The sequence below is a fragment of the Pseudovibrio sp. Tun.PSC04-5.I4 genome, from assembly GCF_900104145.1.
Taxonomy (GTDB): domain Bacteria; phylum Pseudomonadota; class Alphaproteobacteria; order Rhizobiales; family Stappiaceae; genus Pseudovibrio.
In genome coordinates, this window is record NZ_FNLB01000001.1 from 565,142 (window position 1) to 579,637 (window position 14,496).

The 14,496-nt window shown below is 49.4% G+C and carries 14 protein-coding genes; 7 read left to right on the forward strand and 7 right to left on the reverse strand.

The genetic code is table 11. The features are described 5' to 3' along the window. Positions 1-82 precede the first annotated feature (82 nt). Entirely contained in the window at positions 83-358 is a 276-nt protein-coding gene (locus tag BLS62_RS02655; protein WP_093176584.1) for a DUF2798 domain-containing protein, read from the forward strand. A gap of 213 nt (positions 359-571) precedes the next feature. Next, complete coding sequence (locus BLS62_RS02660) at positions 572-1,510, forward strand: DMT family transporter (protein ID WP_093176587.1); 939 nt, start codon at positions 572-574, stop codon at positions 1,508-1,510. Between the two features lie 59 nt (positions 1,511-1,569). On the opposite strand, the gene BLS62_RS02665 is transcribed toward BLS62_RS02660, so the two are convergent. The 7 genes from BLS62_RS02665 to BLS62_RS02695 all read right to left on the reverse strand — a co-directional run bounded on the left by BLS62_RS02665 (position 1,570) and on the right by BLS62_RS02695 (position 9,726). After that, positions 1,570-2,316, reverse strand: a complete 747-nt coding sequence (locus BLS62_RS02665; RefSeq protein ID WP_093176956.1) for a formyltransferase family protein — start codon at positions 2,314-2,316, stop codon at positions 1,570-1,572. A gap of 14 nt (positions 2,317-2,330) precedes the next feature. Next, positions 2,331-3,629 carry a capsular biosynthesis protein gene (locus BLS62_RS02670; RefSeq protein WP_093176590.1) on the reverse strand — a complete coding sequence of 433 codons (1,299 nt, stop codon included), beginning with the start codon at positions 3,627-3,629 and terminating at the stop codon, positions 2,331-2,333. Then, entirely contained in the window at positions 3,626-4,873 is a 1,248-nt protein-coding gene (locus BLS62_RS02675; protein ID WP_093176959.1) for a capsule biosynthesis protein, read from the reverse strand. The genes BLS62_RS02670 and BLS62_RS02675 overlap by 4 nt, the downstream gene beginning before the upstream one ends. A gap of 75 nt (positions 4,874-4,948) precedes the next feature. Next, on the reverse strand, positions 4,949-5,605 hold the full coding sequence (locus tag BLS62_RS02680) for an ABC transporter ATP-binding protein (protein WP_093176593.1): 657 nt from the start codon (positions 5,603-5,605) through the stop codon (positions 4,949-4,951). After that, the gene (locus BLS62_RS02685) at positions 5,605-6,372 is read right to left on the reverse strand and encodes an ABC transporter permease (protein WP_093176596.1); all 768 of its coding nucleotides are present in this window, start codon (positions 6,370-6,372) and stop codon (positions 5,605-5,607) included. Before BLS62_RS02685 ends, BLS62_RS02680 begins: the two co-directional genes overlap by 1 nt. A 10-nt stretch (positions 6,373-6,382) precedes the next feature. Next, positions 6,383-7,765 carry a KpsE/RkpR family capsule polysaccharide export protein gene (locus BLS62_RS02690; RefSeq protein ID WP_093176599.1) on the reverse strand — a complete coding sequence of 461 codons (1,383 nt, stop codon included), beginning with the start codon at positions 7,763-7,765 and terminating at the stop codon, positions 6,383-6,385. A 938-nt stretch (positions 7,766-8,703) separates the two neighbouring features. Then, complete coding sequence (locus tag BLS62_RS02695; RefSeq protein WP_093176602.1) at positions 8,704-9,726, reverse strand: LacI family transcriptional regulator; 1,023 nt, start codon at positions 9,724-9,726, stop codon at positions 8,704-8,706. A 283-nt stretch (positions 9,727-10,009) separates the two neighbouring features. Here BLS62_RS02695 and BLS62_RS02700 point away from each other — a divergent pair, with 283 nt between their 5' ends. The 5 genes from BLS62_RS02700 to BLS62_RS30665 all read left to right on the forward strand — a co-directional run bounded on the left by BLS62_RS02700 (position 10,010) and on the right by BLS62_RS30665 (position 14,493). Then, positions 10,010-11,224, forward strand: a complete 1,215-nt coding sequence (locus BLS62_RS02700; RefSeq protein WP_244283475.1) for an ABC transporter substrate-binding protein — start codon at positions 10,010-10,012, stop codon at positions 11,222-11,224. Between the two features lie 92 nt (positions 11,225-11,316). Continuing rightward, positions 11,317-12,243, forward strand: coding sequence for a carbohydrate ABC transporter permease (locus tag BLS62_RS02705; protein ID WP_093176605.1), 927 nt, complete (start codon positions 11,317-11,319; stop codon positions 12,241-12,243). A 58-nt stretch (positions 12,244-12,301) separates the two neighbouring features. Beyond that, positions 12,302-13,147 (forward strand): carbohydrate ABC transporter permease, encoded by an 846-nt coding sequence (locus BLS62_RS02710; RefSeq protein ID WP_093176965.1) that lies wholly within the window; start codon positions 12,302-12,304, stop codon positions 13,145-13,147. A gap of 3 nt (positions 13,148-13,150) precedes the next feature. After that, positions 13,151-14,221 carry an ABC transporter ATP-binding protein gene (locus tag BLS62_RS02715; RefSeq protein WP_093176608.1) on the forward strand — a complete coding sequence of 357 codons (1,071 nt, stop codon included), beginning with the start codon at positions 13,151-13,153 and terminating at the stop codon, positions 14,219-14,221. Then, entirely contained in the window at positions 14,218-14,493 is a 276-nt protein-coding gene (locus BLS62_RS30665) for a glycoside hydrolase family 2 protein (RefSeq protein ID WP_143521482.1), read from the forward strand. The genes BLS62_RS02715 and BLS62_RS30665 overlap by 4 nt, the downstream gene beginning before the upstream one ends. The last annotated feature ends 3 nt before the right edge of the window (positions 14,494-14,496 follow it).

Sequence of the window (14,496 nt, forward strand, 5' to 3'; positions counted from 1 at the left end):
CCTGCTTTATCGAAATTCTTGACATCTTGTCTTGATGTCATGTATTTCGAGTTCAAAATAATAAATTGATAAAGAAGATAGAATGACTGTTTCTCACCGGGCTCATGGACATATTTTACGCATAAGCATCTCGTTTTTCATGAGCTTGTTGATGTCGTTTGCTATGCTGGTTCTAAACTTGGGGTTCGTTGAAGGTTTTCTGTCTCTGTGGGTCAAATCATTTCTAGTGGCTTTTGCACTGGCAGTGATCATCAGTGCATTTGTGTTTCCGATCATCACGACCCTCGTATTCCGGTTGGTTAAGGTGTGTGATGAAACCGTAAAACACGAAGAAAACGCGCAAGCTTTACCTGAGTGAAGTCTGACGGCTGAACAGAATTAAACTAACTGTGATGCTAAAATCGTAATGCATATGAGTTTTGGGTTTGCGCTACGGCAGGTCTGCGTATACGTGCATACGTAAAGCCCACGGGCTTCCTAAGAAGAAATTTTTTCGGCACACTACCTCTCCTACCTCCAGTTTTCTGATTATCATCAGCAAGCGGAAATGTGCTGCCAGCTAGGACAACGCATGGCTCTGTTCACCAACAAGCGAAACATTGGGATCGCGCTCACAATTCTGTCTACGCTCATTTTTGCTATGCAGGATGCAATTACCAAACAGCTTGTGTCAGATCACCCTGTCTGGTTCATCATGATGGTGCGCTTCTGGGTGCTATTGGTTATTGCTGTTGGCTGGGCTCTCGTCAGCAAGCAGGGCTTTTATTCCGTTCTTCGCACCAAAAGACCCGGCGTGCAGTTGCTGCGCGGCTTGTTTTTATTTGGTGAAATAGCCCTCATCAGCTTTGCGTTCAGCATGCTTGGTCTTGCCGATGTAACCGCAATATTCCAGGCACACCCATTGATCGTGACGGGCCTTGCTGCTGTTTTTCTGGGTGAGACTGTGGGTTGGCGTCGCATACTGGCCATGCTTGTGGGCATGGGCGGGCTGATGGTTATGCTCCAGCCGGAAGGCAATATTGTCGGGCCGGGAGCCTTCGTTGCTCTAGGCGCTTCTCTCAGCTTTGCACTGTACCAATTGTTTACACGCCTCGCGAGCCGAGACGACAGCGCGCTGACATCGTTTCTTTATGTCGGGATTGTTGGAACCGTGCTCTCCACCATCATTGGCTCTCAATATATGATGGCCATGGATGAGGTTGAGTGGGGTTTGCTGCTTGGCATTTGCGCAACCGGGACCTCAGCGCACTTCCTGCTCATGAAGGCCCTCTCACTGGCGCAGGCGAGCGACATTCAGCCGTTCAACTATCTTCAGCTGGTTTGGGCTATTCCAATCGGCTTCCTCGTGTTCTCCGATCTGCCCGTATGGAGCACTCTTTTCGGTGCGATGATTGTTGTTGGTGCGGGTCTGTTCTCCCTCTCCCGTCAACGCATTCGTGCCATCGAAAAAGCAGATGGCTCTTCTGATCCCGTGATTGACGCAGGTATTGCAAAAACGCAGGCCGATTAAGATATAGTACGAAAAATACCTAGCAGTTTTCTGACTGCTAGGTGCGTGTAAGCAGGATCCTAAAGCCTATTGCCCCGGGCCAGAAATTTGAGAACCTCACCATTGGTAGGCCAGCTGTGATAGGCGGCAGGTCGTTCGTCAGCGAACGGCTGGCAATCGTTTTTGCCAAGAAAATGTGAGGCCATTAGCTCGCCTGCGCTCCGGAAGAGCTCAAGGTTCGTTCGAAACAAACTACGCCTTTTGAGGGAGATGGTCTTTTCCGCCAGAACCTTCCCCGCATCTATTTCCAAAATGCTCTCGTGCAGGCTGACCGAGAAGGATTTCTCCTTCTCCAGCAATCCGTGAAAGACGGGGTCCGGCCCTTTAAACACCGGCAGCTTTCCCGGATGAATGTTGACGGTCTTCCCCGCAAAACGCTCATAAAATGCAGGTCTTAAGATTTGCCCCAGATGTGCCGTGAGGATTATATCAGGCTGGCTGTGCTCGATGAAATTCAATGTGTCTGGAGCGCTGACATCGGTGGTCGGCAAAACCGGACGGCTGAGACTATGAGACCAAACCCGCATGCTCCGCCAATTGGGAAGGTGAGGCAGACGGTATCTTGGTTTTGTTACCGCACCCAGATACCCAGCATAAAGAATCCCGGAGCGGGCAAGCAAACGCCGATAGGCAGGCCAATCATTAGCCGTGCCTGTTACAGCTGTGCACTTCACCAGCGCTGCAATCTCAAACTCCGGATAAGCAAGGAGCGAGTGTAAAACAGCATCCGTGTAGACGCTGGCATTGGAGACGAGACAGATCCGCACGATTTCTCCCAAAATCACATAAAATAGTCGTAAGTCACACCCATTTTCCGCGCCTTTTCCATGCGCGGAGGCTCTAATCGGTTTTGGCGCTGCACATCATAGGCGCTGGAGAGGATCTTCTCCGCTGTACCTTTGGCAGCAGCCTCCAGCCCCTCCGTATTGTAAAGCGTCCCACGCACCTGAATGGTTGCCTTCAGCGCCTTAATAAATTTGCGGAAGACAATCGGGTCAGGAGTTATCGCTGTTTTCCAAAAATCCTCCCAATCGCCTTGATGTGTCAATCCTTCGATATCGTAAATAGTTGGCAGGACGCAGCAGGTCGGAACGCCGTGCTCCAGTGCTTCAATCCCGGCAGAACTGTTGATGGTCAGCATACCCAGAGATGGTTCTGCCAGCTCTTTGATAGACTGGCCATGGATGAGTTTGGTGCACTCTTCGACACCGTGTTTGCGGCTTGCCTGACTAATGGCACGCATCAGATCCTTAAATCGGTACTCGAGCGGATGGCTTTTGAACAGCAGCAGCGTACCTGCCGGTGCATTCGTCGCAAAGGAGGCAATGACCTTCTCGATAGCCTCATAAATGCTGGCGAAGGGAGAGTGATCGCGGATCTGGAAGTCGCCGTTCAACTGCAAAGCAAACAGGTAGTAGGATGCTCCGCTGTGTTTCAACTGCTCCCAAATCTTTGCAGCCTCACGCTTCCGACGTTTGGCAAGCAAGCGGGCGGTCAGCCACCCTGCATAAACCTGAGTGCGAGGCTCCGTCCGGTGGTTTTTGTAATGCGGGAATGAATGTGCATGGACCTTGTTGAACACCGTAAAGCCTAGTTCTTGCAGAACAATCTGGGCGTAACTTCCGTGATAGAGGACTGAAGCTTCATCGCTCGCTGTTGGGATTTCCAACGCCATCAACTCTTGCCTGCTCTGCGGAAAATGCGAGAGCGCGGAGCATCCACCATACTCCACCGTCATCCAATCAGGCCGCAGATACCCAAGTTCAGTGGCGATGATAGTCACGTCAAACGCTTTTGCTACGCCGATCGCTACCTTGTGGTACTCCCTGCGATCGCCGTGCAGCAAAATATCCGTCACACCATGAGAAACAATCAGCGTTTCAAGAAAGAGCGCCCAGTTCTCAGGCTTTTCGGAGAAGTAAATGGCACTCCCATGTTCCCAGTCATGAACATCACTCCCACAAAAATGCACCTTGAGCGTCCGAGCCCCCAATCGTTCAAGATGATGGGCAGTCCGCGAATAGTATTTGGAAAGAGGCCCTTGCAGCAGCAGAATGCAGCGATTGTTTGCTGAAGTCATTTATCGCTCCAGTAACAATCGGAGGGAATAGGAACGCCTGCCGCTTTTGCCTGAGCCAAACGGGGCGGAGTCCCAACAAATGCGCCATGCCCATTGACTGTGCCTTGTGTCATACGGTTCACGAACTCCTGAGCGGCCAGCTCGCGGCCTTCAGGATTGAAAAAGCTACCTTGCACCTGAATAGTATGCCCCATGAGCTTTTCCAGATCCTGGAAGAGATCAGCGTCCGGCTGCAGAGGCTCTTGCCAAAAGTCGTCTAAAGGACGCTGGTCAGTCAACCCGGCAATATCATAGATAGCACAGCCCAGAGCCTTCACTGGAATACCATTTTTCAGAGCTTCCATGCCCACAGTGCTGTTGACCAGAACACATCCGCGCGAATGTTTCAGCAAGCTCGACAGGTCCCCGCCATCAATCACGATGGTTCTATCAGCACACTTAAACTCAGCGGCTATCGTTCCTATGATTTGTGGCCAGTTTTCGACATTGTTGTCAAACGGGTGCCTTTTGAAAACCAACTTGTCACCCGTTGGTGCATTGGCGACAAAGGAACCAATAACCTCGCGCACGAAGGTGGAAAGGTTGCCGTAATGTGAGTGATGCCGGATCTGGTAATCACCCTGCATTTGCAAGGGAACAACGAAATATCCCACCCAGCCCTTTGCAAGAGTTTCCACGATCTTTTCCGCTTCACGTCCCAGACGTTTCTGCCGCATCAAACGGGGGATGTAGCTGAAGTAATCGCGAAACGGGTGATAATACCGATCCCGCTGATATAACGGAAAGAGGTAGGGGAAGAACACAGGGATGAGATTGCAAATAATCTCATTAGTTGCTTCTTGCAAAAACGCATGGGGAAAGTGTTGTGAGGGTTCAAGCTGCGGTAGGTTTAAAGCAGCAGATTTAATAATTTTCAGATCATTCGGGAAATGTGAGAATACGCCCATCCCGCCGCGTTCCAGTGTGATCCAGTCTGGGCGCATATATCCAAATTCACAGGCATAGGCGTTGATGTTTCGCTCCATCGCAACGCTGTGCGCAATACGATGATACGGACGGCGGTCAGCATAATAGAGGATGTCTGTTATGCCATTTTCATCAATCAGTTGCTCCAGTTTGCGGCGCCAGTTTTTCAATGACGCCCAGTAATTCTGGGCACCAGTCCCGACGCGAAAATACCAGTCGCTCAGCGAAAAATTGATGATGGTGCAGGCAACGCCATGGCTTTCAAATGCTTTTACCAAGACTTTGCAAAACCCAGAGGGATGAGATTGCAAGATTAAGATCGATTGACCTGCCATTGTGCCCAAAGCTGAATACTACTTAAGTTGGTTTTCCCGATGCTGAGCAAGAGCTTCATCGATAGAGTCAAATCTGATCAGGTCGCCATGGTTGAGAAGGTATGCAGTATCGCAAAACTTTTTGATGGTGCCTTCGGAATGCGAAATCATAATGATATTCGCGGATTTGAGTTTCGTTTCAAAAACTTCGTCACATTTGCGCTTGAAGCGAGCATCGCCAACAGCTGTGATCTCATCGATAAGATAGCATTTGAAGTTGATCGCCATGCTCACGCCAAAAGCAAGTCGCGCTTTCATACCACTTGAGTACGTTTGAATAGGCAGGGCCATAGAAGGGCCAAGTTCTGAAAACTCCTCAACAAACTCGATCATCTGCTCTGTATCCTCGCCGTACATTCGAGCCACAAAACGGACGTTCTCGATACCGGTCATCTGACCGGCAAAGCCGCCTCCGAACCCCAAAGGCCATGAGACTTTCACCTTCCGTTTTATGCGGCCACTATCAGGTAGTTCTGCTCCAGCAATAAGGCGCATGAGAGTAGACTTCCCTGATCCGTTATGGCCGAGAATTCCAATGTTTTTTCCTTTCGGAAATTTTACAGTAAGCCCATTCAGAATTGTTTTCGTCACGCCTTTTAAGCGGTAGGTTTTTCGTACATTCTGAAACTCAATCATCAGAAGGACTTCTTTCGATAGAGGCGTTCTCCAAAAAAACCGACCAACAACAAGGTAATTGTGCAGGTAAAGAAGTAGGGCTTATCAAGGAGGATGCTATGATAATTCCCATAATACCCCTCCCTGAACCATTCAATTCCATGAATAACCGGATTCCAGGAAAGTATTTTCACAATATGCGTCGGGAAATCACTTGGTACATAAAAAATTCCGGAGAGAAAAAAGAGGGGGCGGCTCACGATCGATTCAACTTGTCTCCAGGTTGGCCACAATCGAAAGAGGACTGCATTTGTTGTCCCTGCACCGAGGCCCAACAAGGAGAGTGTTAGAAAAGCCGCCGTACTTTGTTCTATTCTTACCGGAAGTGATGCGTCATCACCCACGATAATAAGGGTGAAGAACACAAATATGATCATGACGTAAGTTAAGGTGATTAGAATGTATTTTGACAAAAGTATGTCAGTCTCTTTGACCAACGGATAGCTTAATAGCCCTCTGCTTGAATTAATCGCGGTCATTAACCCACTTGAGAGCTTTGAGTAGGTTTGAAATGGCAATATTCCGGTGGCGAAAAACAAAGCAAAGCTCGTCCCAAAAGCCGGAACCCTGCCAATTGCTGAGAATATTAAAACCAGCACAAGCGTGCTCAAGGCCGGATTGACGACCGCCCATAAGTAACCGAGTTGGGCGCTACCAAACGCTGTTCTGGTCTCTCTCAAAACCAGAGCGCCGATAACGCGTGTTTGAGTTGTAAATGCTCCGTCCATGGCAATCCATCTATTTGAGGTGGTCGCGAATGGAATATGTCATCACAGTACCAAGAGCCCACAAGGCAAGTAATCCCAGAAATAGAAGGATAGAATTAATCAGACGGCGCGGATAAATTGCCTCCTGGGGCTTGGATGGGGGCTTGAATACAGCGAGATATCGCTGCTGGCGATCTGCTTCCGCTCTGGAGCGTTCAAGTCCTGCAAGAGCGGTTGTGTAGGCTTGTTGAGCAAAGTCTTGCTCTACAACCAGCTCTTCGTAATTGGCTAATAGGCTTGAGAGAGAGGACAGTCTGTCACTCCCACGGGCAGTTTGCGAGAGTTCTCGGCGGGCGCTTGTCTTGCCACTTATCTCATTGCGTTTGTAGATAATCTGATCAATGAGAACCGCCTCTCGCTTACGTAATTGGCGAATAGTTGGTGAGCTTTCATTGATAATACCCACCAATGTTGCAAGGCGGGACCTGGTTTCCAGGAGTTGCTTTTCCAGACCACCTATCAATTCAATTTGAACTTCTGCATTTTTTGTAGGATCGATTGAACTTTCAGCACTCCTGAAATCACTCATTCGTCTTCGCACCATCTTCAAACGTAATTCTGCACGGAGGACTTCTTCCTCCGCAAATTTGACTGCATCTTTTCGTGCGTTCTGAGAAAGTGTATTCACAAGTTCAGCACCATATGACAGGACTTGAGTTGCGATGTGCTCTGTCATTTCGGGAGTAAAGGCTTGTACCTCAACTTCTATTATACTGGACGTATTGTCGAAACTTGTGGTGATCATAGTTTGCCAATAATCTACAAATTCTTCGATCGAGATTGTCGGATCCAGACGATAGATAAAATCGATCGAACCCTCGCTAAAATGTTTTACTATTCCCACATCATTAGACAGCCGCTCAACGACTTCTCTGCCTTCCAGATAGTTCATCAGAATGAAGGAATCTGTTGTCGTTGTGCCAACGCTCGCGAGGCCTGTTAAGGCACCTAAAAAATCACCGCCCGCAGAGCTGCCATCCATTCCCCGGACGGAAAATCCAATTGTGGATGAATAACGATCTGACGCTATAAAAAGGAAATAGGTTGACCCTAAGAGCCCTGGAATAACAACTAGGAGTGCGAAGGACAGTGCTAATATTCGCCGCCTTAGTTGTTGTGGTCTTAATCCATGAAGCCTGAAGAAACCAATGCGAACAGGTTTGACCACCTGTTCGGTGTTATCAACTGGTAGGGTAAAAATGGCTGCAGCTTTTTTGGAGGCTTTGCCCTTTGAGTTGGCAGATCGCGGCGTGACTCTCGCTTCCCCCTGTTGTTGACCAACTGTGCTAATTTTGGGAGCAAGTGCTGTTGCACTAGGAATTTCGGCAAGTTTTGCTGTTGTCCCTTTTTCCATAATAAAGCTTCGCCTTTTTAGAAGTGCAAAGTAATAGCTGTCAAAATATTGGCTCAATTACTCAAATACTAAAAACACGAACTTATTTTTGACCATATCACATTGGAATTTCGAGAACAATCTCTTCAAACTCTGTATTGTTACTTGAGTTAATTACGATGTTGCATTAGTCATATTACGAATACAAACATGTTATTTATCCTATCGTAATTTTTAACTGATCTATTGAAACGCACATTGAATAAACTCTCTGGATTGAGGAGAGGAGAGTGTTGTTCTACCTTACGAACGGAACAGTTTACTGTAACTTAACCGTCTGCATTTTGTTTCAATCCTTTGATAATTTGAGTCCAGTTACATATCTCTGGAGATAGTTCGGGTTGGTGGACAACTCGAATTTAAATTGCAACTTGCCCAAATCCCTAAATTCAGGTGTCCACCAACCCTTTCGAACGGGGGCTGTCCGAGGGAGGTTATTTTGTTTGGAACAGCAACGCCACTTTGCGCTTATATCCTCTGGTTTTAAACTTTCTTGAGTTCAGCTTGTTCTCGATCACTCGCTTTAAACGACCCATCAGGGTTTCACCTCGCGCCCGCTGCCCGTAACCGGTGTGTTTCTGCTAGGCCATTCTGCCGTACTTTTGAATTGCAGAGATATGCGCGTCACGTGATGTCGGGTCAGTCTCAGCGTCCCGGCGGAGGACCGCCGATTTGGACGGCCACATCTCCGCGCTGGCGAAGACTTTCGTTATACTCTGGTCGGTTGGGGAGACGATACTCGGCTTTTGTAAATATCTCCCGCCGAGCAGGATTATGTTTGTAGGGCATGAAAAAGCAACTTATCTAAAAAATAAGCAGCCTACATACACGCCAGAAACGGATTTATGCAGCAAGGTTTTCTGACATCAAGTTTGCAACATAGCCTCTGACAGTGTTGTTCACTGGCCGTCATCTTCAGGGACTTCCAGCCCCTGTTTGGGTGGTAAGTCCGGGGAATCTATGGCTTGCAAAACGGCATCGGACAAAAAGGTGCCGGCCCGGGCTATATCTTCAGAAAGAATAATAATCTCCTTTCTGAACAGAGACAGGAAGTCCATAGCGTCCTTTGTCGCTAGCTGAATATCCTGTCCCAATGTACGCCCCAGACTCTCAACTGCAGCAACGGTTGACATGGCTGTCAGGGCATTTGCTCCAATATAACCGTCAATGTCAGGGTTCATCTTCAGTCGCTCGACCACGGCCTGTCGGATATGCTGGCTACTCATATCGGCGTTGACCAGGTCTTCTACCAGTAAATCGATACCGAGCGCCTTCGCCTCATTCAAAGCGCCCTCACACATATCCTGAGAATAGGCCTGCCTATGTTCCGGGGCGATAAGTACGATACTACGGCAGCCTTTCCGGGCCAGTTTGCGCACAGCAATGCGAGCAAACGCATTATTATCGTAATCGAAATAAGGATGTTTCAACCCCTCATGTGTCCGCCCGTGCGTGGCAAAAGGGAATTTCCTCTCTAGTAGATATTTCACGCGGGGATCGTTGATCTGCGTCTGGTGGAATATGACCGCATCAGCGGAACCGGTCTCCACGATGTCGCGGATCGGTACAATCGGATCCTGATCGGGGAAAAAGGGAGTGATGGTGAGATGATAAGGTGTGCCACGCAGTCCTCCCGCAATGGAAGATATGAGCCGGCTGGTATGCATTATAATATCATTTTCGGATGACAGGGCCAGACTGACAACATTCGTCTTGCCTGTCCTCAAACCAAGACCTGCCCGGTTGGGGACATAACCGATTTCATCCGCTATGCGACGCACCATCAGTTTGGTGTCCTTGCGCAAATCCGGCGCATCCTTCAGTGCCCTTGATACGGTCGCAACCGCCAGCCCGCTGATTTGAGAAATGGTCCTCAACGTCGGCTTTTTTGATTCTGCACTGGTTGTTTTTTTCAAATTCATTTATCAGCCGAGACCTAGTTATAAGCTTCCTCTCTTTTGCCAAAACACTGAATTATGCGGCGTGAGAGTTCAGTTTCCAAGCACATTCCGTCGCGAAATAGTCAAGCTTCACCGGTTACAGAAACACGCCCTCTAAAAGCAATATTCCAACAATTTTGTCAACTTATACGCATTGCATCTAAAAAACTATAACGTTACAGTTTTGTGACTATAACGTTATAGTTTTTCAAAATGACCTATTCAATGGGAGGATAGTACATTGGCATCCATCGCAACCAAGCTCCTGAGCGTTACCGCGCTTGTGGCTGTAAGCTGCACATTCGCTCAGGCCGGTGACCTGGAAGTTACACATTGGTGGACCTCTGCTGGGGAAGCCGCTGCTGTTGCTGAACTTGCAAATTCATTTGATGCAACCGGCAACAAATGGGTCGACGGCGCGATTGCCGGATCCGGCAAAACAGCGCTGCCCATCATTGTTAGTCGTATCTTGGGCGGTGATCCGATGGGGGCCACTATGCTTAATCATGGTCGCCAGGCCGAGGAACTAATTCAGGCCGGGTTGATGATGGATTTGTCAGATATCGCTGACGCGGAAGGCTGGAAAGAAGCTGTCTATCCTCCCTCACTGCTGGACGCCTGTACTTATGAGGGCAAGATCTATTGTGCGCCCGTGAATATCCATTCTTGGCAGTGGATGTGGCTTAGCAACAAAGCCTTTAAAGATGCTGGCGTTGCGGTGCCAAAAGATTGGAACGAGTTTGTTGCTGCTTCCCCAGAATTGATTGCCGCAGGCAAAATCCCTCTCGCCATGGGCCAGCAAGCGTGGCAACAAAATGGTGCTTTTAATGTTCTGACTATTGGGATTGGTGGCATCGATCTTTGGAAAAAGATCAATATTGAGAAGGATGCCGAGGCTGCTGCCGGCCCTGAAATGACAAAGGTTTTTGAGGCTGCCGCAGTTGCTCGTGACCTGTCCAAGGACTCTAAGGTCCAAGACTGGAACTCTGCAACTAATTTAGTCATTACCGGTAAAGCCGGTGCGCAGATCCTTGGTGACTGGGTGCAAGGTGAGTTCCAGATTGCCGGACAAACCGCTGGTGAAGACTATACCTGTCTGCCAGGCCTTGGGCTAAATGAAATCCTTGATACCAATGGCGATGCTTTTTACTTCCCGGTCAACAAAGATCCAGAAGTCACTAAGGTCCAGAAAGAACTGGCCAAGTTGCTCCTCAGCAAAGAGACTCAGGTATCCTTCAACTTGAAAAAAGGCTCCCTCCCCGTGCGCGGTGATGTTGACCTTGGTACAGTCAATGACTGCATGAAGAAGGGCCTTGAAATTCTGGCTGCAGGCAAAACCCTGCCATCGGGTGACATGGTCTTGTCTACCGACACCAGTCAGGAATTGCAGGATCTGTTGACCGAGTTCTGGTCCGATCCGTCCTACACGGCTAAAGAAGCACAAAAAGGCTATGCGGATATCATCGCCCGCGCAGACTGATTGTTGCTGCAAATGAATCCGGGGTCCGGCCACTAGGCCGGGTTCCCTTTCCTGGGAACATCACCTTCGTCGCCTATCTGCTGGAGACTTCCATGTCTATCCCTCAAGCTCAGTCTGCCGCGTCGGCAGAGTCAGCTCGTGCACCCAATCGCCTGTTCAAAAATATGAGCGCCAAGATAGCCTCGATCCCTATGATCCTGACGGCCCTTGTTATTTTCGTTGGCTGCACCATCTGGACCATTGTCTACTCCTTCACCGACACCCGTCTGTTACCGCGACTGAATTTCGTTGGTTTTGACCAATATGAACGCCTGTGGAGTACCAGACGCTGGCTGGTTTCCATCGAGAATCTGGCAATTTACGGCATTGGTTCGCTCATCTTCACCTTCGTGATCAGCTTTGTCTTGGCTGCAATGCTGGATCGCAAGATCCGTTTTGAAGGGGCCTTCCGGTCCATCTTTCTCTACCCCTATGCGTTGAGCTTCATTGTTACTGGTCTCGTCTGGCAATGGATACTTAATCCTGATTTTGGTGTTCAGCATATTGTCCAGTCCATGGGCTGGGAAAGCTTCGCCTTTGATCCACTAAACAATCGCGATATCGTGATTTATGGGGTGCTGATTGCCGGCCTTTGGCAAGGTACGGGCCTGATTATGGTGATCATGCTGGCAGGTCTCAGGGGCATTGACGAAGATATCTGGAGAGCCTCCCGCGTAGATGGCATCCCGGCCTGGAAAACTTATGTCTTTATCATCATCCCCATGTTGCGCCCCGTTTTCGTAACGGCCCTCGTGTTGGTCGCAGCAGGCATTGTTAAGGTCTATGACCTTGTGGTCGCCCAGACATCGGGGGGCCCCGGCATCGCATCCGAAGTGCCCGCAAAATATGTCTATGACCGTATGTTTATGTCGCAAAATCTTGGCCAAGGCTTCGCAGCCTCTACCATGATGTTGGTGACCGTTGCCATCATCCTCATCCCTTGGGCCTATCTCGAATTCAGAGGTAAAAAACGTGGCTGATACAAGCTTGCATCTCGGTCTGGAAGACGGCCCCTCCGGGCCTAAGCCGACAAAGGTCATGACACCGCGCAATATCATGCTTTATGGCACTTTGATTGTTGTGGCGATTTATTATCTTTTACCGCTCTGGGTCATGGTCATGACGTCGCTCAAGGGTATGCCGGAAATACGTATGGGCAATATCTTCGCCCCACCGATGGAAATCACTTTCGAGCCTTGGGTCAAGGCTTGGTCGGAGGCGTGCACCGGCATCAATTGTGATGGTTTGTCCCGCGGTTTCTGGAACTCAGTCCAGATCCTGATACCGTCGGTCGTGCTTTCCATCACAATCGCCTCTGTCAATGGTTATGCGCTGGCCAACTGGAAGTTCAAGGGATCGGAAATGTTCTTCTCCATCCTGATTTTGGGAGCTTTTATCCCCTATCAGATCATGATCTATCCATTGGTTATCCTTCTGCGCGAAATGGGTTTGATGAGCTCTCTTGCCGGTCTCGTACTGGTCCATACCATCTTCGGTATGCCGATCCTGACCCTTCTGTTCCGCAATTACTTTTCTGGTATCCCTGAGGAATTGTTCAAGGCCGCTCGCATTGATGGGGCTGGATTTTGGGGAATCTATTTCCGGGTCATGATGCCCATGTCCCTGCCCATCTTTGTGGTCGCCGTGATCATGCAGGTGACTGGTATCTGGAACGACTTCCTCTTCGGTGTCATCTACACCAAGCCGGATATCTACCCCATGACGGTGCAGCTCAACAATATCGTCAACTCCGTCCAAGGGGTGAAGGAGTATAACGTCAATATGGCAGCGACGCTGCTGACTGGCCTTGTTCCTCTCACCATCTATCTTGTTTCCGGCAAATTGTTTGTCCGTGGCATCGCCTCCGGTGCGGTGAAAGGATAAGTCATGTATTCAGTTTCTGTACGTAATCTAGACCTTCAGTTCGACTCAGTCTCCGTGCTGAAAACCCTCGATCTGGATATTCACAAAGGCGAGTTTCTGGTTCTTCTGGGAGCATCCGGCTGTGGTAAGTCCACCTTACTCAATTGTATCGCAGGGCTGCTCGATATCACCGCTGGCCAGATCTTCATCAATAATCGCAATGTCACCTGGGAAGAGCCATCCGAGCGCGGCATCGGCATGGTGTTTCAGAACTACGCCCTCTATCCGCAAATGACGGTGGAGGGCAACCTTACCTTCAGCCTGAAAAACCAGGGAATGAAGAAGGAAGAGATAAAAGAGAGAGTGGACCGCGCCGCCAAGGTGCTGCAAATTGAACCATACCTCAAAAGAAAACCGAGCGCCCTTTCCGGTGGTCAGCGCCAGCGTGTGGCCATTGGCCGGGCTCTGGTCCGCGATGCGGATGTCTGCTTGTTTGATGAACCGTTGTCCAACCTTGATGCTAAACTGCGCGCTGATTTGCGCGTCGAGATCAAACGGCTCCATCTGAAATTGCAAAACACCATGATCTATGTGACCCATGATCAGGTGGAGGCGATGACACTGGCTGACCGCATCGCCGTCATGAAAGACGGTGTCATTCAACAGCTATCCAGCCCCCATGAAATTTACAACAAACCGAGCAACAAGTTCGTTGCTGATTTCATTGGTTCACCATCGATGAATTTCTTTGATGGTGAACTGGAGAACGGGCATTTCACCGTCAATGGGCAGAAACTGGACACAACACGCTATGACTTTGCCGATCAAAAAGACGGAGCGGCGGTCTTCGGAGTGCGGCCTGAACATGTAGCAACGGGTCATGAACTGGAGGGTATGCCCATCCAAGCCGAAGTGACGGCTGCACTGGTTGAACCCATGGGGTCAGACACCCTCGTCTGGACCAGTTTTGCCGGCAGTCCGCTGCGCTTCCGTATGGATGGTCAAGCCATTGTCAACAAAGGCGATGTGATCAGGATCGGTATCGATCCCAAAAGATCCTCCTTCTTTGCGAAGGATACGGAACAGAGGCTGTGACATTTCCAGCTCATGTCAGTGCTCTTAAGTTGTCCGGTCAATGGCCCGCTTCTGACGAGCACGGACATTACTCCTTTGCCATGTCCCTGCCGGGCGATGTCGTCTCGGGTCATTTTTCGGACAACGCCATTCTGCTGCTGCCCAATGAACCCGCAACCATCACCTTCACGCCGAATGACCCGAAGGCCAAAGCAAGCATTACGGTACGAGATCCCTATTCGGCGACCTGCATCCAAAAAATATCAGGGTGGGAGACCACCCCTTTCCAATAATTT